At 69.0% G+C, this 19718-nt stretch carries 17 protein-coding genes; 6 read left to right on the top strand and 11 right to left on the bottom strand.

What is annotated here, in order from left to right; all coding sequences use genetic code 11:
- The first annotated feature begins 62 nt into the window (after positions 1–62).
- From ACO2Q1_RS04410 to ACO2Q1_RS04400, 3 genes are read left to right on the top strand one after another with little or no spacing between them, the layout of a single operon-like run.
- Complete coding sequence (locus ACO2Q1_RS04410; protein WP_423328334.1) at positions 63–722, top strand: YjfK family protein; 660 nt, start codon at positions 63–65, stop codon at positions 720–722.
- A 46-nt stretch (positions 723–768) separates the two neighbouring features.
- Positions 769–1182 (top strand): DUF350 domain-containing protein, encoded by a 414-nt coding sequence (locus ACO2Q1_RS04405; protein WP_423328333.1) that lies wholly within the window; start codon positions 769–771, stop codon positions 1180–1182.
- A 2-nt stretch (positions 1183–1184) separates the two neighbouring features.
- Entirely contained in the window at positions 1185–1817 is a 633-nt protein-coding gene (locus ACO2Q1_RS04400) for a DUF1190 domain-containing protein (RefSeq protein WP_423328332.1), read from the top strand.
- An 83-nt stretch (positions 1818–1900) separates the two neighbouring features.
- On the opposite strand, the gene ACO2Q1_RS04395 is transcribed toward ACO2Q1_RS04400, so the two are convergent.
- The 11 genes from ACO2Q1_RS04395 to ACO2Q1_RS04345 all read right to left on the bottom strand — a co-directional run bounded on the left by ACO2Q1_RS04395 (position 1901) and on the right by ACO2Q1_RS04345 (position 13548).
- Entirely contained in the window at positions 1901–2587 is a 687-nt protein-coding gene (locus tag ACO2Q1_RS04395) for a TorF family putative porin (protein ID WP_423328331.1), read from the bottom strand.
- 89 nt (positions 2588–2676) lie between these two features.
- Positions 2677–4005, bottom strand: a complete 1329-nt coding sequence (locus ACO2Q1_RS04390) for an ammonium transporter (protein ID WP_423328330.1) — start codon at positions 4003–4005, stop codon at positions 2677–2679.
- Positions 4006–4354: 349 nt separating this feature from the next.
- Positions 4355–5458 carry a 3-isopropylmalate dehydrogenase gene (gene leuB / locus ACO2Q1_RS04385; protein WP_423328329.1) on the bottom strand — a complete coding sequence of 368 codons (1104 nt, stop codon included), beginning with the start codon at positions 5456–5458 and terminating at the stop codon, positions 4355–4357.
- On the bottom strand, positions 5458–6063 hold the full coding sequence (leuD, locus tag ACO2Q1_RS04380) for a 3-isopropylmalate dehydratase small subunit (protein WP_423328328.1): 606 nt from the start codon (positions 6061–6063) through the stop codon (positions 5458–5460). The genes leuB and leuD overlap by 1 nt, the downstream gene beginning before the upstream one ends.
- A 149-nt stretch (positions 6064–6212) precedes the next feature.
- On the bottom strand, positions 6213–7616 hold the full coding sequence (leuC, locus tag ACO2Q1_RS04375; protein ID WP_423328327.1) for a 3-isopropylmalate dehydratase large subunit: 1404 nt from the start codon (positions 7614–7616) through the stop codon (positions 6213–6215).
- Positions 7617–7760: 144 nt separating this feature from the next.
- Positions 7761–8015: an ACT domain-containing protein gene (locus ACO2Q1_RS04370; RefSeq protein WP_423328326.1), complete on the bottom strand. Its 255-nt coding sequence runs from the start codon at positions 8013–8015 to the stop codon at positions 7761–7763.
- The gene (gene ilvG / locus ACO2Q1_RS04365; protein WP_423328325.1) at positions 8012–9727 is read right to left on the bottom strand and encodes an acetolactate synthase 2 catalytic subunit; all 1716 of its coding nucleotides are present in this window, start codon (positions 9725–9727) and stop codon (positions 8012–8014) included. Before ilvG ends, ACO2Q1_RS04370 begins: the two co-directional genes overlap by 4 nt.
- 21 nt (positions 9728–9748) lie before the next feature.
- The gene (ilvC, locus tag ACO2Q1_RS04360; RefSeq protein ID WP_423328324.1) at positions 9749–10756 is read right to left on the bottom strand and encodes a ketol-acid reductoisomerase; all 1008 of its coding nucleotides are present in this window, start codon (positions 10754–10756) and stop codon (positions 9749–9751) included.
- A 3-nt stretch (positions 10757–10759) separates the two neighbouring features.
- The gene (locus tag ACO2Q1_RS04355) at positions 10760–12529 is read right to left on the bottom strand and encodes a dihydroxy-acid dehydratase (RefSeq protein WP_423328323.1); all 1770 of its coding nucleotides are present in this window, start codon (positions 12527–12529) and stop codon (positions 10760–10762) included.
- A gap of 94 nt (positions 12530–12623) precedes the next feature.
- A complete protein-coding gene (locus ACO2Q1_RS04350) occupies positions 12624–12785 on the bottom strand; it encodes a hypothetical protein (RefSeq protein ID WP_423328322.1) in 162 nt (53 codons plus the stop codon).
- 193 nt (positions 12786–12978) lie between these two features.
- Complete coding sequence (locus ACO2Q1_RS04345) at positions 12979–13548, bottom strand: TetR family transcriptional regulator (RefSeq protein ID WP_423328752.1); 570 nt, start codon at positions 13546–13548, stop codon at positions 12979–12981.
- Positions 13549–13710: 162 nt separating this feature from the next.
- Here ACO2Q1_RS04345 and ACO2Q1_RS04340 point away from each other — a divergent pair, with 162 nt between their 5' ends.
- Genes ACO2Q1_RS04340 through ACO2Q1_RS04330 form a run of 3 tightly spaced genes read left to right on the top strand, consistent with a single transcriptional unit; the run spans position 13711 to position 19653 of the window.
- Positions 13711–14928 (top strand): efflux RND transporter periplasmic adaptor subunit, encoded by a 1218-nt coding sequence (locus ACO2Q1_RS04340; protein ID WP_423328321.1) that lies wholly within the window; start codon positions 13711–13713, stop codon positions 14926–14928.
- 4 nt (positions 14929–14932) lie between these two features.
- The gene (locus tag ACO2Q1_RS04335) at positions 14933–18208 is read left to right on the top strand and encodes an efflux RND transporter permease subunit (protein ID WP_423328320.1); all 3276 of its coding nucleotides are present in this window, start codon (positions 14933–14935) and stop codon (positions 18206–18208) included.
- Positions 18208–19653: an efflux transporter outer membrane subunit gene (locus ACO2Q1_RS04330; RefSeq protein WP_423328319.1), complete on the top strand. Its 1446-nt coding sequence runs from the start codon at positions 18208–18210 to the stop codon at positions 19651–19653. The genes ACO2Q1_RS04335 and ACO2Q1_RS04330 overlap by 1 nt, the downstream gene beginning before the upstream one ends.
- The last annotated feature ends 65 nt before the right edge of the window (positions 19654–19718 follow it).

Below are 19718 nucleotides of genomic sequence, written 5' to 3'. Positions count from 1 at the left end.
CGTTTTGCGCCATAGCGACGGCGACGCTCGCGGCGTCGCGCGCCGCGCGCTAGGCTGGCGCCATGTTCAAGCGCCTGTTCGGCGGAAACGAAGCTGCGCCGGTGTCCAGGCTGGCCGAGGTGCGCAACATCACCATCGGCCGCACGGTGGCCCTCGATCCCCTGGCCTGGCGGCGACTGGGCGCCGAGACGGTGTTCAGCCTGGACCGCGACGTGCTGGACATATCGGCGCAGGGGTCGATCGCCCTGGACAGCGGTCAGTTCGTGCATCGCTTCTATACCGACGACCACCTGATGATGCAGGCCATGAGTGACGACGCCGAAGGGCGCGAGAGCTATGACTTCAGCCTGTTCATGCCCTGGACCTCGGCCTATCCGCCGGGCGAACGGGAGAAGCGGATGTGGCGCGACCGGCTGTCCGAACCGGTGTTCCATGGCGCGGCGGAGGAACTGCCGGATTATCCGCGCTACTGGTTCGCCGAGAGCGACGCGCGCCAGCCGCCGGTCACCCTGTGGGAAGACGTCTGGGACGACCGGACGGCGACCCGGCCGTGGTCGCGCATCTTCCAGACCTGCATGCTGTATGCGCGGGAGCTGGAGGCCGGGCGCGAACTGATGCTGGCGCTGGAGATGCAGCCGGAGGACGCGAACGGGAAGCCGGGCGACGTCAGCCACGAGATCATGATCGGCATTCCTCTGGAAATGGCCGAATTCCGCGCCTGAGGGCGCTGCAAGGGAGGCGGCGCCGTGCGCGCCGGAGGACGAGGCGATGTTCGACTGGCAGGGATTCCAATACGGCGCGAGCGCCTTTCTGATCGCCTTCACGGCGGCGGGCGTGTTCACCCTGGCGTTCAAGGTCATCTATCAGTGGGTGACGCCCTATCATGAGCGGACCCTGATCCGGGAGGGGAACCTGGCGGCGGCCGTGACCCTGGGCGGGGCGTTGATCGGCTATGTCCTGCCGCTGGCGTCGGCGCTGTCGAACACGCTCAGCCTGATGGAGTTCGCGGCCTGGGCCCTGCTGGCCGGGGTGGTGCAGATCGCGGTCTTCACCGTGGTCAGCCGTCTGGTCATGCGGGATCTGAAGGCGCGGATCGAGGCGGGCGAGATGGCGGCCGCCCTGTACCTGGCGTCGATCTCGATCTGCGCCGGCCTGTTGAACGCCGCCTGCATGACGGCCTGACCATGAGCGAGACCCTGAACACCGACGACGCGCCCGCCCCGGTCATGCGCCGGCTGAAGCGGTCGCGCAGCCTGCATGTGTCCAGCCTGATGGCCACCGCGGCCTTCACCCTGTCGGCCTGTGACGGGCCGTCGCCGCCGCCCGCGCCGGTCGAGGCCGCGCAGCCGGTGCTGGCCTATACGTCGCTGGAGGCCTGCAAGACGGCGGACGAGGTGCCCGACACGACCTGCGACACGGCCTTCGCCTCGGCCCAGACCGAGGCGTCGACGACCTCGCCGCGCTACGCCACGCGCGAACTGTGCGAACAGACCTGGGGCCCCGGCCAGTGCAACACGGGCACGGGATCCGACGGCGGATCGTTCTTCACCCCCCTGATGGCCGGATTCATCGTGGGCCAGCTGCTGAACGGCGGCGGTTATCGCGGCGGCGGGCCGATGTATCGGGATCGGGACGACCGCTATGTCAACGGCGGGGCCGGAGGCGGCTACATCGGTCGCGACTGGCGGACGGGCCAGACGACCCTGTCGCGGCGGAACGAGGGCGTGGTGCGCGAGGCGCCGGCCCGGGTGCAGAGCCGCACCACGGTGGTCTCGCGCGGCGGCTTCGGCGGCGGCGGGCGCGGCTACGGCGGATAGGCCGCTGCCCCCTTCTGACATGAAAAACGCCGCCCGGAGCGATCCGGGCGGCGTCTGTCTCTCTGAGGAAGAGATGTCAGGCTTCAGAAGGCGACCTTGAGCGTCGCGACCACGCGGCCGTCGGCCAGGGCGGCGTTGTCAACGTCGGTGTCGTGGTAGCGCAGGTCCAGGGCCACCGGCGTGCCGGGGAATGCGTAGGTGGCGCCGGCGTTCCAGGTCACATAGTCGTCGGTGAGGTTCAGCCACTGCTTGCCCAGCACCGCGTTCAGGGTGAGGTTCTCGACCGGCGAGAAGGCGGCGTTGACCTCGGCGTAGGTGGCCTCGTCATCAGCGCCGAAAAAGTCCGGCGAGTAGTAGACGGCGGCGCCGGCGGTGACCGGACCGAAGGCGCGCGAGGCGGCGACCTTGAACTCCACGAAGTCATAGTCGGAGTTCGCGCCCGGCGCATAGGCGTAGATGATCGCCCCGGCGTCCCAGGCGAAGCCGGCGGCTTCCCAGCGGACGCCGCCGTAGACGTCGATCTCCGCGTCGGTGTTGTCGCCGAAGTCGACGTTGGAGGCCCAGGCGCCGGCGTAGAAGCTGCCGATGGTCAGATCGACGCCGCCCTGGATCGCCGGCTCCTCGTCGGTCTGGGAGAAGCCGCGATAGACATAGTCCGAGGTCACGGCGGCGTTGAAAGCGATGTCGACGTCCTGGGCCGAGGCCTGGGAGGCGAGACCGGCGAGGCCGAGGGCGAGGGCGGCCGAGGCGCAGGCGGTGGTGAGTTTCATCTTGGTATCCCCGATGGTTGTTCGTGTTCTGGGAGGAGGAGAGCCGGGCGCGGGGGAGGCCGCGCCCGGCCCTTTGAGGCGTCGTCGGATCAGTGCTCGACCGTCTCGCCGTGCAGGACGGTGTCGAGGCCTTCGGCTTCTTCGGCCTCGGAGACCCGCAGCCCGGTGGTGAACTTGCAGATCACCAGGATGATCAGGGTGCCGACCGCCGAGTAGACGATGGTCCAGACCACGCCGAGGGCCTGGGCGCCGACGTTGGCGCCTTCCGACAGGCCGTTGATCGCCGTGCTGGCGAACACGCCGGTCAGCAGGGCGCCGACCAGACCGCCGACCCCGTGCAGGCCGAAGGCGTCCAGCGAGTCGTCGTAGCGCAGCAGCTTCTTCAGCCAGATCGACGAGAAGTAGCAGACCGGGCCGGCGAGCAGGCCGATGATGACGGCGCCCTTGGGATCGACGAAGCCGGCGGCGGGGGTGATGGCCACCAGGCCCGCGACGACGCCGGACAGCATCCCGATCAGCGAGACCTTCTTGCGCTCGATGACCTCGACGACCTTCCAGCTCAGCGCAGCCGCAGCCGCCGCCAGGATGGTGTTGACCAGGGCCACGCCCATCAGACCGTCAGCGGCGCCGGCGGAGCCGGCGTTGAAGCCGATCCAGCCCACGAGCAGCAGGGAGGCGCCGATCATGGTCAGGACGGGGTTGTGGGCCGTGATGGCTTCAACGCCATAGCCCTTGCGACGGCCGAGGAAGAGGGCGCAGACCAGACCGGCGACGCCGGAGTTGATGTGCACCACCGTGCCGCCGGCGAAGTCCAGAACGCCGTCCGAACCCAGGAAGCCGCCGCCCCAGACCCAGTGACAGATCGGCGCATAGACCAGCAGAGACCACAGGGCGGTGAACAGCAGCAGGGCCGAATATTTGAACCGTTCGGCGAAGGCGCCGGTGATCAGCGCGGGCGTGATGATCGCGAAGGTCATCTGGAAGGAGATGAACAGGAACTCGGGAATGCCGGGCAGCAGGCTGTTGGCCGTCTCCTTGGTGACGCCGTTGAGGAACAGCATCTCAAGGCTGCCGACGTAGGGTTGCAGCGCCTCGTTGGGGTTGGCGCCGAAGGCGATCGAATAGCCGGCGATGAACCAGACCAGGCTGACCACGGCGAAGACGCCGACCGACTGGGTGATGGTGGCGATGACGTTCTTGCGGCGCACCATGCCGCCGTAGAACAGGGCCAGACCCGGCAGGGTCATCAGCAGGACCAGGGCGGTGGAGGTGCCCAGCCAGGACGTGCCGGCGCTGTCGAGTTCGAGTGCGGCCTGGTGGGCCAGAAGCGCGGGTTCCTGGGCGACGGCGCCCCCGGCGAAAAGGAGGCCGGCGGCGAGGGCGCCGAGTCCGACCACCCTTTTTGAAATATGTGACATGTTATCCCCTCATGCGATCTCGCATGTGCGAAATAGGGCATCACGTTTTTGCGACGCGCAAGAGGCTGAGCCGCATCCGGCGCAATTTTCGTGCGTCTGTCGCCATTCGTGATCGGTCAATGGGCGATTAATGACCGGAATCTCTGGCAAGGCGGCAGGATCACATTTTCGAGAGGTTAAAATCACCGATTCATGAAATGGACGGCGTCGCAACATTCCTGCGTGCCGTTCAGGACACGGCGCGGCGCCACACTTCTTGCGGCGGCCGATCGGTCCGGAATCGAAAAGGGCGTCCGTGGAACGGACGCCCTGTCGATCGGCTGGCGATGCGGCCGGTATCGCGCCGGGATCAGCCCCAGTGCATCTGGACCCGGTGGGCCGCGGCCCAGTGGATGGCGCGAATCGCGTCGATGATGGCGTCGGCGGCGCCGCGCGTGCCCAGGTCGCCGCCGAGGTCGGCGGTGGTGGCCCCGGCGGCCAGGACCGCGGCGACGGCGGCCTCGATCGAGGAGGCCTCGTCGTCCAGCCCCAGGCCATGACGCAGCAGCATGGCGGCGGACAGGATGGCGCCCGCCGGATTGGCCAGGTCATGGCCGGCGATGTCCGGCGCCGAGCCGTGGATCGGCTCGAACAGGCCGGGGCCGCCCGATCCCAGAGAGGCGGAGGGCAACAGGCCGATCGAACCGCCCAGGACCGAAATCTCGTCCGAAAGAATGTCGCCGAACATGTTCTCGGTCAGGATGACGTCGTAGTCGCGCGGCTTCTGGATCAGGTGCATGGCCATGGAGTCGACCAGGGCGTGCTTCAGCTCGACCTGGGGGAACTCCTCGGCGTGGATGCGGGTCACGACCTCGCGCCACAGGCGGCTGGTCTCCATGACATTGGCCTTGTCGACCGAGGTGACCTTGCCGCGGCGTTGCAGGGCGGTCCTGAAGCCGGCGCGGGCGATGCGCTCGATCTCCTCGACCGAATAGGCGCAGACGTCATAGGCCGAGCCGTCGTCCTTGCGGCCCTTGTCGCCGAAATAGACGCCGCCGGTCAGTTCGCGGAAGACGATCAGATCGACGCCCTCGACGATCTCCTTCTTCAGGGGCGAGCGGTGGGCCAGGACCGGCGAGACCTGCAGCGGGCGCAGGTTGGCGAACAGCCCCATGGCCTTGCGGATCGCCAGCAGACCCTCCTCGGGCCGACGGGGACCACCGTCCCATTTCGGACCGCCCACCGCGCCCAGCAGGACGGCGTCGGCGGCCAGACACGCCTCGGTGGTTTCGGGCGGCAGGGGGTCGCCGACGGCGTCGATGCCGGCGCCGCCGATCAGATGTTCGGAGAAGTCGAAACGGTGCCCGTAGAAGTCGCCGATGCACTGGAGCACGGCCTTGGCGGCGGCGGTGACCTCGGGGCCGACGCCGTCGCCGGGCAGCAGGACGATGTTGTAGGTGCGCGGGTCGACCATCAGGCGGGTTCCGATTCTCTGGAAGCCTCGAAGGCTTCGATGTCAGGCAGTTTCGATTGCAGCCAGCCCAGGGTGTCGACCCCGTTCAGCAGGCATTGGCGGGCGAAGGGTTCGACCTTGAACGGCACAGGATGGGCGTTGCCGCGCCGGATCTCGTTTTTCTCCAGATCAATCGTCACGGGCTGGTCGGGCTGGGCCGCCAGATCGTCCCAGACGGCCTGGTCGACCACGATGGGCAGGACCCCGTTCTTCAGGGCGTTGGAGGTGAAGATGTCGGCGATCTCGGTCGAGACGACGGCGCGGAAGCCGTAGTCGGCCAGGGCCCAGGGAGCGTGTTCGCGCGAGGAGCCGCAGCCGAAATTGTGTCCCGCCAGCAGGATGCGGTGCTCGGCCGGATCGATGCGGTTCAGCACGGCCTCGGGCTTGATCGATCCGTCCGCCTCATAGCGCCAGTCGTAGAAGGCGGCCTTGCCCAGACCGTCGCGCGTGGTGGTGGTCAGGAAGCGCGCCGGGATGATCTGGTCGGTGTCGATGTTCGACTGGCTGAGGATCACGGTCTTTGAGGTGAGAACGGTAAAAGGTTCGGGGCGGGCGGTATCAGACATTTTCACCTCCGCTCATCCCGGCGAAGGCCGGGGCCCAGTTCTCTTGTAGTGGAAGAGGCATGGGGTTGATGGTCGAGTCCGAGCGTTGAAACCTGTCGCCCAAGGGACTGGGTCCGGGCCTTCGCCGGGATGAGCGGGAAGAGGAGAGTTCAGGCATCGGCCGCCTCCTTCAGGAAGGCGCGGGGGTCGGTGAGGACGCCGGCGACGGCAGAGGCCGCCGCCGTGGCGGGGCTGGCCAGGATGGTGCGGGCGCCCTTGCCCTGACGGCCCTCGAAATTGCGGTTGGAGGTGGAGACCGCCAGCTGGCCCGGCCCGACGACGTCGCCGTTCATGGCGATGCACATGGAGCAGCCGGGCAGACGCCACTCGGCCCCGGCGGCGATGAAGACCTGATCCAGACCCTCGGCCTCGGCGTCGCGACGGACGGCCTCGGAGCCCGGGACCACCAGCATGCGGACGCCCGGCTTGATCCGGCGCCCGCGCAGGACCTCGGCGGCGGCGCGCAGGTCGGGCAGGCGGCCGTTGGTGCAGGAGCCGATGAAGACGACGTCGACGGCCTGATCCGTCGTCGGGCGGCCGGCCTCGAACCCCATATAGGCGAGGGCCTTGCGGTCGTTGTCGCTCTGCGGCTGGGGCACGGCCTGGCCGATCGGCGCCCCCGCGTCGGGGGTGGTGCCCCAGGTCGCCATGGGGCGGATGGCGGCGCCGTCCAGTCGGACCTCGGTGTCGAAGACGGCGCCGGGATCGGTGGCCAGGGTCAGCCAGTCGGCGGCGGCGGCCTCGTAGTCGGCCGGGACGTGACGACGGCCGCGCAGCCAGTCGATGGTGGTCTGGTCCGGGGCGATCATGCCCGCCCGGGCGCCCGCCTCGATGGACATGTTGCACAGGGTCATCCGCCCTTCCATGTCCAGCGAGCGGACGGCCTCGCCCGCATATTCGATGACATGGCCGGTGCCGCCGCCGAAGCCGAGGGCGGCGATGACGGCCAGGGCCACGTCCTTGCCCGAGACGCCGGGTTGCAGTTGTCCGTCGATGGTGACGCGCAGGGTCCTGGCCTTGCGTTGCAGCAGGCACTGGGTGGCCAGGACGTGGCCGACCTCGGAGGTGCCGATGCCGAAGGCCAGGGCTCCGAAGGCGCCGTGGGTGGCGGTGTGGCTGTCGCCGCAGACGACGGTCATGCCGGGCTGGGTCAGGCCCAGTTCCGGCCCCATGACGTGCACGACCCCGCGCTGGTCGGAGTCCCATCCGGCCAGTTCGACGCCGTGGCGGGCGCAGTTGGCCTCGAGCGTCGCCACCTGCTTGCGGGCCTCGGCCGATACATAGGGGCGCTCGCCGTCGACGGCGGGCAGGGTGGGGGTGGAGTGGTCCAGGGTCGCAAAAGTGCGGTCCGGGCGGCGGACCTTCAGGCCGCGGGATTCGATCTCGCTGAAGGCCTGGGGGCTGGTGACCTCATGGACCAGATGCAGGTCGATGTAGAGGACGGCGGGCGCAGCCTCGGTCTCGTCCACCGCCAGGTGACGTTCCCAGACCTTCTCGTACAGGGTTTTCGGCATCTTATTCCTCCCCTATCGGGGGAGGTGGCGCGGCGCGCCTTCGCGACGTGACGGAGGGGGCTCGATCCAGATTCGGTGTCTGGGGCCGGCCCCCTCCACCGCTTCGCGGTCCCCCTCCCCCGATGGGGGAGGAATACATCGACATCAGGCGGCCTCGGACTGGAAGACGGCGTCGTTGGAGATGCGACGGGCGCCGACCAGGCGGTCGATCTGCAGGCCCAGATTGTCGATCGAGCGACCCGCATCGCGGCCGCGCACCGTCAGGGCGATGCGGAAGGCGGCGCCCTCGGTGGCCATGTCGATGCCGTCGATGTGGAAGCCGCGACGCTCCACCAGACCGATCAGGCGCTGCAGGGCGCCGTCGGCGTGATCGACTTGCAGATGGATGACGGCGCTCATCGTGAGCCCTCCAGCATTTCGGCGTTGTTCTTGCCCGGCGGCACCAGCGGCCAGACGTTGTCTTCGGGATCGATGATGACGTGGGCCAGGATCGGCCCCTCGGCGGCCAGCAGCCGGTCGATGCCGGCCGAGACCTGGTCGCGGCGGTCGATGCGGAAGGCCGGTATGCCGAAGGCCTCCGCGACCTTCACGAAATCGGGGTTGTCGGACAGGTCGACCTCGGAGAAGTTCCGCTCGAAGAAGAACTCCTGCCACTGGCGGACCATGCCCAGGCGCGAGTTGTCCAGCAGGATGATCTTCAGCGGGATCTTGAACCGGTTGACGGTGGCCAGTTCCTGAATGTTCATCATCACCCCGCCGTCGCCGGTGACGGTGACGACGCAGGCGTCCGGCTCGGCCAGTTTTGCGCCGATGCCGGCGGGCAGGCCGAAGCCCATCGAGCCCAGGCCGCCCGAGGTGATGTGGGCCTGGGGCCGCGAGAATTCACAGTACTGGGCGACCCACATCTGGTGCTGGCCGACGTCGCAGGCGGCGATGAAGTTCGGCCCGGCCTTCTTCGACAGTTCGTTCAGCAGCTGGGGCGCGAAGACGCCCTCGCCGGGGGCGTTGTAATCGAAGGCCTGGGCCCGGGACTGGACGCGCCAGCGATCGGCCCAGTCGGCGACGTCGATGGCCGGGCCGGACGAAAGGCGGGCGTTCAGCGCCTCCAGATTGGGTCTCAGATCGCCGGTCACCCCGACCGCGACCGGGCGCAGCTTGCCGATCTCCGACGGGTCGATGTCGAAATGGACGACCCCGGCATGCGGGGCGAACTCGGCGAGCTTGCCGGTGGCGCGGTCGTCGAAACGGGCGCCGACGACGATCAGCAGGTCGCTGTCCTGGACCGCCTCATTGGCCGCGCGCGTGCCGTGCATGCCCAGCATGCCCAGGAAGTTGTCCTGGCCCGTGGCGATCGTGCCCAGGGCGTTCAGGGTCGAGACCTGGGGGATGCCGGTGATGCGGGCGAAGTCGCGAACGGCCTGGACGGCGCCGGAGATCTTGGCCCCGCCGCCGATGTAGAGGATCGGCTTCTTCGCCGCGCGGATGGCGGCCTCGGCGTCGGCGATGACCGAGGCGTCGGCCGTGGAGATCTCGTTCGACAGGTGCAGGCCGCGCGCCTCGGTCGTCATCTCGAACTGGACGTCCTTGGGCAGGTCGATCAGGACCGGGCCGGGGCGGCCCGAGCGGGCGATGTGGAAGGCCTCCTCGATCACCGCCGGGATGTCGGCGGCGCGGCGCACCAGATAGGAGTGTTTCACGATCGGCAGGGTGACGCCCAGGATGTCGACCTCCTGGAAGGCGTCCATGCCCATGACGCCCTGGGCGACGTTGCCGGTGATGCAGACCATGGGGACGGAATCCAGCATGGCGTTGGCGATGCCGGTGACCAGGTTGGTGGCGCCCGGCCCGGAGGTGGCCATGCAGACCCCGACCTTGCCGGAGACACGGGCGTAGCTGTCGGCCGCGAAGGCGGCGCCCTGTTCGTGGCGGCACAGGTAGTGGCGCAGCGACGACCCGGCCAGGGCGTCATAGATGGGCATGATGGCGCCGCCGGGATAGCCGAACAGCACCTCGACCCCCAGCTTTTCCAGCGTGGAGACCACCAGACGCGCGCCCGACTGGGGCGCGGTCTCGGTGGAGGGCTTCAGGGCGGTGGCGGCGACGCTCATCATGCTGGCTCTGGTTCGTCCGGCTCAGGCGGCTTCGGACTTGGGCGTCTGCAGCCAGGCCATCCGCTCGCGCAGGGAGGCGCCGACCGCCTCGATGGTCTGGTCGCTGTCGGCCTTGACCAGGGCGTCATAGGCGCCCTTGCCGGCTTCGTTCTCGGCGATCCATTCACGGGCGAACTGACCCGACTGGATCTCGGACAGGATCTCCTTCATCCGCGCGCGGGTCTCGGCGTTGATGACGCGCGGGCCGGAGACGACCGAGCCCCATTTAGCGGTCTCGGAGATGAACTCGTTCATCTTGGTGATGCCGCCCTCGTAGAACAGGTCGACGATCAGCTTCAGCTCGTGCAGGCATTCGAAATAGGCGATCTCGGGCTGGTAGCCGGCCTCGGTCAGGGTGTTGAAGCCCGAGATGACCAGCTCCTTGGCGCCGCCGCACAGGACCGCCTGTTCGCCGAACAGGTCGGTCTCGGTCTCTTCGCGGAAGGTGGTTTCCAACAGGCCGCCGGTCGCGCCGCCGTTGCCCTTGGCGTAGCCCATGGCCCGGTCGCGGGCCTTGCCGGTGACGTCCTTCTCGATGGCGAACAGGGAGGGGACGCCGCGGCCGCGCTGGAACTCGCGGCGGACCAGGTCGCCCGGACCCTTGGGCGCGACCAGGATGACGTCCATGTCGTCACGCGGGACGATCCGCTCGTAGATGATCGAGAAGCCGTGGGCGAACAGCAGGGCCGAGCCCTGTTTGGCGTTGGGCTCGACAACGGTCTTGTAGACCTCGGCCTGGGCCATGTCGGGGGTCAGGATGGCGATGATGTCGGCGCCCTTGACCGCCTCGGCCGGTTCGGCGGTCGGGATGCCGTCGGCCTGGGCGTTCTTCCAGCCCTTGCCGCCCTCGCGGACGCCGGCGACGACGTCGTGGCCCGAGTCGCGCAGGTTCTGGGCGTGGGCCCGGCCCTGCGAGCCGTAGCCGATGATGGCGATGCGCTGGCCCGCGATGGCGCCGGGACGGATGTCGTCATTGGTATAGATCTGCATGGGTCAGGCCTTCTCGTGAGCTTTGGCGGCGACCGACTTGGGAGTCTGGGCCGGGGGAGGGTTGGGAATGGTGACGGCGCCCTGGGCGGCCGAGGCCACCGAGGCGCGGTATTTGGCGAAGACGCCCGAGGCCGGCTTCAGCGCCGGGGCGACATGACCGGCGCGGCGCGCTGACAGGTCGGCGTCCACGTCGATGCGGCGGTTGGTGACGTCGATCGTGATGCGGTCGCCGTCGCGGATCAGGGCGACGGGGCCCCCGGCCGCCGCTTCCGGCGACAGGTGGCCGGCGACGAAGCCGTAGGAGGCGCCCGAGAAACGGCCGTCGGTCAGCAGGGCGACGTTCTCGATCTTGCGGCCTTTCAGGGCGGCGGTGACCTGCAGCATTTCGCGCATGCCGGGGCCGCCCTTGGGGCCCTCGTAGCGGATGATGATGACGTCCCCCTCGCCGACCGAGCCGTCCTGGACGGCGTGGAAGGCGTCCTCTTCCGAATCGAAGACGCAGGCCGGGCCCTCGAAGCGATCGACCTTGTGGCCGGTCAGCTTGATGACGGCGCCCTCGGGGGCCACGTCGCCGTAGATGACGGCGTAGGAGCCGCGTTCCATGACCGGGGCGTTGAAGGTCGTGACGACGATCTGGCCGGGGGTCTCCTCGGCCTCGGCGGCTTCGGCGAACAGGCTGCGGCCGGTGACGGTGGGGGCGTCGACGATCTTGCCGGCCTCGGCCATGCGTTGGGTCACCAGGCGCGTGCCGCCCGACGCATAGAGGTGGGAGGCCAGGAAGCGGCCGCCCGGCTTCAGGTCGCAGATGACCGGGGCCTCGACGCAGGCCCGGTGGCAGTCCTCGACGCCGAAATCGACGCCCGCCTCGGCCGCGATGGCCGTCAGGTGCATGACCGCGTTGGTCGAGCCGCCCGAAGCCGAGACGGCGACGGCGGCGTTCATCAGGCTGTCGCGGGTAATGTATTTCCGGGCGTTGTCGCCGGCGAGGGTGCGTTCGACGATCAGCCGACCGCAGCGTTCGCCTTCGGCCGCCTTGGCCGGATCGACGGCGGGGACGTCGTTGGCGCCCATGGGGGAGATGCCCATGACCGACAGGGCCATGGCCATGGTGTTGGCCGTGAACTGGCCGCCGCAGGCGCCGGCGCCGGGGCAGACCGCGCTCTCGACCGCCTTCAGGCCGGCGTCGTCCAGGGTTCCGGCGGAGTGGGCGCCGATGGCCTCGAACACCTCCTGGACCGAGACCTCCTTGTCGCCCTGGGCCGTGGGCAGGACGCCGGGCAGGATGGTGCCGCCGTAATAGACCAGGCCGGGGATATCCATGCGGGCCAGGGCCATGGCGGCGGCGGGGATGGTCTTGTCGCAGCCGACGATGCAGACGACGCCGTCCAGCTGGTGGCCCTCGACGGCCAGCTCGATGGAGTCGGCGACGACCTCACGTGAGATCAGCGAGGCCTTCATGCCCGGCGAGCCCATGGAGATGCCGTCGGTGACCACGATGGTGTTGAAGTCGACCGGCCAGCCGCCGGCGGCGATGACGCCCGCGCGGACGTCCTTCGCCAGCCGGTCCAGATGCATGTTGCAGGGGGTGACGGTCGACCAGGTGTTGACGACGCCGATCATCGGCTTGTCGAAATCGGCGTCCTGCATCCCCGCCGCGCGCAGATAGGAGCGCGCCGCCGCCCGGTTGGGGCCGGCGGTGATCGTGCGGCTGCGGCGGTTGGCCGGGCCGGGATCGCCGTCTGGCGTGGTGGGGGAGGGGGCTTCGTCGGTCACTGGGGTCTGGGCTTTTCGATGGGTCGTGAAGGCAAGAAAAAACCCGCTTCCGGGGCGGGAGCGGGTGGGTGCGTCTTGATCCTGAGGCTTGGGTTCAGGTCAGCGGCATCCATCCCGCCTGGGCGAGGACAAGAAGTACGCTGAGAATGAGGGTGGTCAGGACGGCCGCCGGTGCGACGGCGGGCGTTCGGTCACGGGTCGCCGCGACGGCGCGCGCCGGTCGGTTCCTCTGAATGTGACGATACGCCTGCGGCACGGCCCGCTCCTGTCTTCTGCCGACATAAAGCCAGAGATGACCGCGTCGCACAAGGTGGCGAGGCAAGATATTTCACATCTGCCGCGAATTTGCGGTCAGGGAGAAACATTTCACCCGGATATGCCGAATCGGGAGGTTCGTGTGTCTTGGGATGGGCGTTGGGCGCGACATCTGTTCGCACCTGCGGCGAGCGTCAGGCGTCGATGATGCCCTGAAGCACGACCGCGATGCGACCACACAGCTTGCGGCTGTCTTCCGGCGACAGGTCGAAGCCGCCGTTCATCTCGCGGCTGATCTTGAGGCCCATCATCAGCCCGGCGGCGAGGCGGACCTTCACCTCGGCGTCCTCGCCCCCGATCCAGTCGGTGAAGGGCCGGTAGAAGTTGGTCTGCGACGCGCACTTCACCGCCTCGCAGGCGACCGACGACGAACTGATCGAGCGCAGCATGATGAACAGCCAGCGCAGCTTCTGCTCGTTCTTCTCGCCATAGACCAGGTCTTCGGCGATGTGGCGGCCGAATTCGGCCCGGGGAATGGACAGCAGTTCCGAGGCGTCGCCGCAGGAGTTCAGCACGGCGCCGAACAGCTCTTCCTTCGATCCGAAGTAACGCGAGATCAGGGCCGGATCGACGCCGACGTCGCGCGCGATGTCGCGCATGCCGACCTGTTCATAGCTTTCGGCGGCGAATCTTTCGTTCGCGGCCTTCAGGATCGCTTCTCGCGTCGCGGCCGCATTACGCGGCCTTTGGCATGGCGCCAGCACCACCTCGGTGTCTCCCGTTAATTCCCCCACGTCCTATATGGCTATGTCAACGCCTGTTGACAAGCGTCGCGGCAAGGTTCATGTCATCAGGCGTTGACCTGCGCGAGTCCTCCCCCTCCCGCCCAGGCCGAATTGCAATTCCGATTTCCTGGAGACGCGCGCATGCGCAGGCTGAAGTTCGCCGCACCCCGGACCGTTGTGTCCGCCCTCGCCCTCGCCCTCGTCACGACGGGGGGACTGTACGGTTGCTCCAGCGGCGAGGCCCAGGGCGCGCCGCCGCCGGCCCAGGTGACCGTGTCCGTTCCGCTGGCGCAGCGCGTCGTCGACTGGGACGACTTCACCGGCCGGTTCGAGGCCACCCAGACCGCCGAGGTCCGCGCCCGCGTCGGCGGCTATATCCAGGCGGTCCACTTCAAGGACGGCCAGTTCGTCCAGCGCGGCCAGCTGCTGTTCACCCTGGATCCGCGTCCGGCCCAGGCCGCCCTGGCCAGCGCTCGCGCCAGCCTGACCCAGGTCGAAGCCCAGGCCGCACTGGCCCGCGCCAACGCCAAGCGGTCGGAGGCCCTGCTGGCCAGCCAGGCCGTATCGCAGGCGGAGCACGACGCGAATGTCGGCGCCCTGCGCACCGCCGAGGCCAACATCGCCGCCGCCCAGGCGTCGGTGCGCGCCCGCCAGCTGGATCTGGAGTTCACGCGGGTGACCGCCCCGGTTTCGGGCCGGGTGTCCGACCGCCGCGTCGATCCCGGCAATGTGGTGGCCGGAGGCTCCTCGGCCGGCGATCTGCTGACCACGGTGGTGTCGTCCTCGCCGATCCATTTCGTGTTCGACGCCTCGGAAGCGACCCTGCTGAAGTATCAGCGTCAGGTCCGCGCCGGGTCGGCCGCGCCGGTGCGCATCCGCCTGCAGGACGAGAGCGAGTTCAGCCGCACCGCGACGCTGGATTTCACTGACAACGCCATCGACACGGCCTCGGGCGCCATCCGCCTGCGCGCCCTGGTGCCGAACGGCGACGGCTTCCTGAAGCCGGGGATGTTCGGCCAGGCCCGCGTGGCCGGGGCGGCCGCCTATGACGCCCTGCTGGTGCCGGACGCCGCCATCGGCACCGACGCCGCCCGCCGGGTGGTGTCGGTCGTGGCCGCCGACGGCACGGTGTCCAAGAAGCCGGTCGTGCTCGGCCCGCTGGTCGACGGCCTGCGGGTGATCCGCTCGGGCGTGGGTCCGCAGGACCGCATCATCATCAACGGCGCCCAGCGCGTGCAGATGCCGGGTCAGAAGGTCAATGCGGTGAACGGGACGATCACCCGCACCCCGGCCGAGGACCAGGCGCCGGTGACCTATTCCACCCCGGCCGCGACCGCGTCGCTGGCCAGCGGCGACTGATCCCATGAACATCTCTCGTTTCTTCATCGACCGGCCGATCTTCGCGGCCGTGCTGGCGGTGTTCATCACCCTGATCGGCGCCTTCGCCTATCCGCTGCTGCCGCTGTCGCAGTATCCGGAGATCGCCCCGCCGACGATCACCATCAACACCGCCTATGCGGGCGCCTCGGCCGAGACCCTGGCCGAGACTGTCGCCGCGCCGATCGAGCAGGAGGTGAACGGCGTCGAGGGGATGCTCTACATCACCTCGTCCTCGACGGCGGACGGGGCGGTGTCCATCACCGTCACCTTCCAGCCGGGCACCGACCTGGATGCGGCCCAGGTGCTGGTCCAGAACCGCGTCGCCCTGGCCGAACCGCGCCTGCCCGCCGCCGTGCGTCAGGTTGGGGTCGTGGTCAACAAGGCCGAGACCGGCTTCCTGATGATCCTGGGCCTGACGTCGCCCGGCGAGCAACTGGACAACGACTATGTCGGCAACTACGCCAACTCGACCCTGCGGGATCGCCTGCTGCGGATCAAGGGCGTGGGGCAGGTCAGCGTCTTCGGCGGCGGCAACTACGCCATGCGCATCTGGATCGACCCGGCCAAGGCGGCCGAGCGCGGCCTTTCGGCCAGCCAGATCGTCTCGGCGCTGCAGGCCCAGAACATCCAGGCCGCGGCCGGTTCGATCGGCCAGCCGCCGTTCGCCACCAACAGCGCCGCCTTCGCCCAGCCGGTTCAGGTGCAGGGCCGTCTGACCGATCCGGAACAGTTCGCCCAGGTAGTCATCAAGACCGACGCCGAGGGCCGGGTGACGCGCGTCGGCGACATCGCCCGCGTCGAGCTGGGCGCCCAGGACTACGGCATACGCGGCTATTTCGACGGCCAGCGCGGCGTCGGGGTCGCCATCGTCCAGCAGCCGGGGGCCAACGCCCTGGCGACCGCCACGCGCGTCCTCAATGAAGTCGAGGCGGTCAGGGCGGAACTGCCGCAGGGCATGGCCATCTCCATCCCCTACAATCCGACCGAGTTCGTCGAGGCCTCGGTGACGGCGGTCGAGCACACCCTGTTCGAGGCGGTCATCCTGGTCATGCTGGTGGTCATGGTCTTCCTCCAGACCTGGCGCGCGGCGATCATTCCGATCATCGCCATCCCGATCGCCCTAGTCGGCACCTTCGCCGTGCTGCTGGCGCTGGGCTATTCGATCAACTCCCTGTCGCTGTTCGCCCTGGTGCTGGCGGTCGGGATCGTGGTCGACGACGCCATCGTCGTGGTCGAGAACGTCGAGCGATATGTGCGGGAGGGGCTGACCCCCCGCGACGCCGCCTACAAGTCCATGCAGGAGGTGTCGGGGGCCCTGGTCGCCATCGGTCTGGTGCTGGTCTCGGTGTTCATCCCGACCATGTTCGTGCCGGGCATTCCGGGCATCTTCTATCGCCAGTTCGCCGTGACCATCGCGGCGGCGACGGTGATCTCGCTGTTCGTGTCCCTGACCCTGTCGCCGGCCATGGCCGCCCTGCTGCTGAAGCCGCACAAGGAACACGACGCCAACGCCGTCATGGCGCGCAAGCCGGGCCTGTGGGGGACGATCGTCTGGTACGTGCGTCGCGCCTTCCACTACGTCGGCTGGGCGGGCCGGAAGTTCAACGAGGGCTTCGACTGGCTGTCGGACCGCTACGGCAAGCTGACCGCCAAGCTGGTGCGGCTGACGGTGGTTGTGCTGGTGGTCTACGCCGGTCTGCTGGCCATCACCGGCTGGCGTCTGGTGGCCACGCCGCAGGGCTTCATCCCCGAGCAGGATCAGGGCTTCCTGATCGGCGTGGTCCAGCTTCCGGCCGGCGCCTCGCTGGAGCGCACCGACGCGGTGATGCAGCGCGCCCGCACCATCATCGAGGGCACCGAGGGGGTGGACGGCACTGTGGCCTTCGCGGGCCTGGACGGCTCCAGCTTCTCGTTCGGCTCCAACGCCGCGACCCTGTTCGTGCGTCTGGACGCGTTCGACAAGCGCACCAAGGAACAGGCGGCGACGGCGCTGGCCGGGGCCATCACCCAGGCCACGGGCGGCATCGAGGAGGCGTCGATCTTCGTCATCGCCCCGCCGGCGGTCCAGGGTCTGGGCAACGGCAACGGCTTCAACATGATGATTCAGGACCGTTCCGGCGCCGGCTATCGCGCGCTGGAAGGGGCCACCTTCGGCATGATGGGCGCGGCCGCCCAGGCGCCCGATCAGGTGCAGCAGGTGTTTTCGATCTACAACACCGGCTCGCCGCGCATCTCGGCCGACGTCGATCGCGACAAGGCGCTGATGATGGGGGTCCAGCCGTCGGCGGTGTTCGACACCCTCGGCATCTATCTGGGGTCGTCCTACATCAACGACTTCAACCTGCTGGGCCGGACCTTCCGCGTGACGGCCCAGGCCGAGCCCGCCTATCGCGACGACCTGGCGGACATCGCCAATCTGAAGGTGCCGTCCAACACCGGCGCCATGGTGCCGATCGGCTCGGTGGCCAATCTGCGCGAGGATTCCGGTCCGGCGCGGATCGTCCGCTACAACCTGTTCCCGGCGGCCGAGTTGCAGGGTTCGCCCGCGCCCGGCGTGTCGTCCGGCCAGGCGCTGGCGACCATGGAGCAGATGGCGAGCCAGGTCCTGCCTGAGGGCTTCTCCTATGAATGGACCGGCCTGGCCCTGCAGGAGAAGCAGGCCTCGGGCGGCGCCTCGCTGATCTTCGCCATGGCCGTGCTGCTGGTCTTCCTGGTGCTGGCGGCCCAGTACGAGGCCTTCACCCTGCCGCTGGCGGTCATCCTGATCGTGCCGATGTGCGTGCTGGCGGCCCTGATCGGGGTCAATCTGCGCGGACTGGACAACAACATCCTGGTCCAAGTCGGACTGGTGGTTCTGATCGCCCTGGCGGCCAAGAACGCCATCCTGATCGTCGAGTTCGCCAAACAGGGCGAGGAGAACGAGGGGCTGAACCGCTGGGACGCCGCCGTCCAGGCCGCGCGCACCCGTCTGCGTCCGATCCTGATGACCTCCTTCGCCTTCATCTTCGGGGTGCTGCCCCTGATGCTGGCGACGGGACCAGGGGCGGAGATGCGTCAGTCCCTGGGCACCTCCGTGGTGTCGGGCATGATCGGGGTGACCTTCTTCGGCCTGATCTTCACGCCGGTCTTCTATGTGCTGTGCCGCGGCCTGGCCGCGCGCATCCCGCACGAGCCCAGGAAGCCCAGCCCGACGCCCACCACCTATTCGACGCGCGACGACGACGGCCTGGCGCCGGCGACCCGCGCGGGAGATGCCTGATGTCCGCAAACATCGAAACCCGATCCCGACTTCTCCCCGTTCTGACCGCCGTCTCGGCCGCCGCTCTGCTGACGGCCTGTGCGGTTGGACCGAGGGCGCCTGAAGCCGCCCTTCCCCCCCAGGCTTCGGGCGCCCTCATCGGCTCCGCATCCCCGGCGGTTTCGACCGCCGAGGCGCGCGAGGACTGGTGGCGGCTGTATGACGACGCCGTGCTGGACGGCCTGATCGCCCAGGCGTTCGCCGAGAATAACGAGCTGGAGGCGGCCGAGGCCAATCTGCGCGCCGTCCGGGCCTCCCTGTCCGAAAGCCGGGCGGGGCGTCTGCCGACCACGAACCTGTCGGGAACGGCCCAGCGCAGCCGCGCCTCGGCCGCGACCGTGCCGGGCTCGAACGGCGCGACCCAGGACGAGATCGACACCTATGACGTCGGCCTGGACGTCGGTTACGAGATCGACCTGTTCGGTCGGGTCGGGTCGGCCATCCGCGCCGCACGCGCCGATGCGGACGCCGCCGCCGCCGCGCGCGATCTGGTGCGGATCACCGTCGCGGCCGAGACGGCGCGGGCCTATGCCGACGCCTGTTCGGCCAACGCCCAGATCGCCGTGGCGGAGCGCACCATAGAACTGCAGGCCGACACGGCGCGTCTGACCCAGACGCTGCTGGACAACGGCGCCGGCACCGGGCTGGACGTGGCGCGGGCCCGGTCGGCCCTGGCCTCGACGCGGGCCAATCTGCCCGGACTGACGGCCCAGCGCGACGCAGCCCTGTTTCGCCTGGCCATCCTGACCGGACGAACACCGGCGGAAGCTTCTGAAGACGCGCGTCGTTGCGTGCGGCCGCCGCAGCTGAGCCAGCCTATCCCCGTCGGCGACGGGGCCGGCCTGCTGGCGCGTCGTCCGGACGTGCGCCGGGCCGAGCGCGACCTGGCGGCGGCGGCGGCGCGGGTCAATGTGGCCACGGCCTCGCTGTTTCCGACCATCAGCCTGGGCGGCTCTATCGGGTCGACGGCGCTGGAGGGCGGCGACCTGGGCGAGGACGGAAACATCCGGTTCAGCTTCGGTCCCCTGATTTCCTGGTCGTTCCCGAACATCGCCGTGGCGCGGGCCAGGATCGCCCAGACCGGGGCCCTGTCCGAGGCGGCGCTGGCGACCTTCGACCAGACCGTGCTGACGGCCTTGCAGGAAACCGAGACGGCGCTGTCGGCCTATGCGAACGAGCTCGACCGCCGCACCGCCCTGACCGAGGCGCGGGACCAGGCGGCGACGGCGGCGCGTCTGTCGCGCCAGCGCTTCCAGGCCGGGGCCGACAGCTTCCTGGCCGTGCTGGACGCCGAACGCACCCTGGCGACCGCCGATGCGGCCCTGGCGGCGTCGGACGCCCTGGTGACCAGCTACCAGATCACCGTGTTCAAGGCCCTGGGCGGGGGCTGGCGTCAGGTCGGCTGAGCCGGCTTGATCACAATGAAAAAAAGGCCCGGGAGCGATCCCGGGCCTTTTCCGTTCGAGGACGG

The organism is Brevundimonas sp. VNH65 (assembly GCF_049445955.1).
Classification (GTDB): Bacteria; Pseudomonadota; Alphaproteobacteria; order Caulobacterales; family Caulobacteraceae; genus Brevundimonas.
This window is presented reverse-complemented; position numbering and strand designations above follow the sequence as displayed.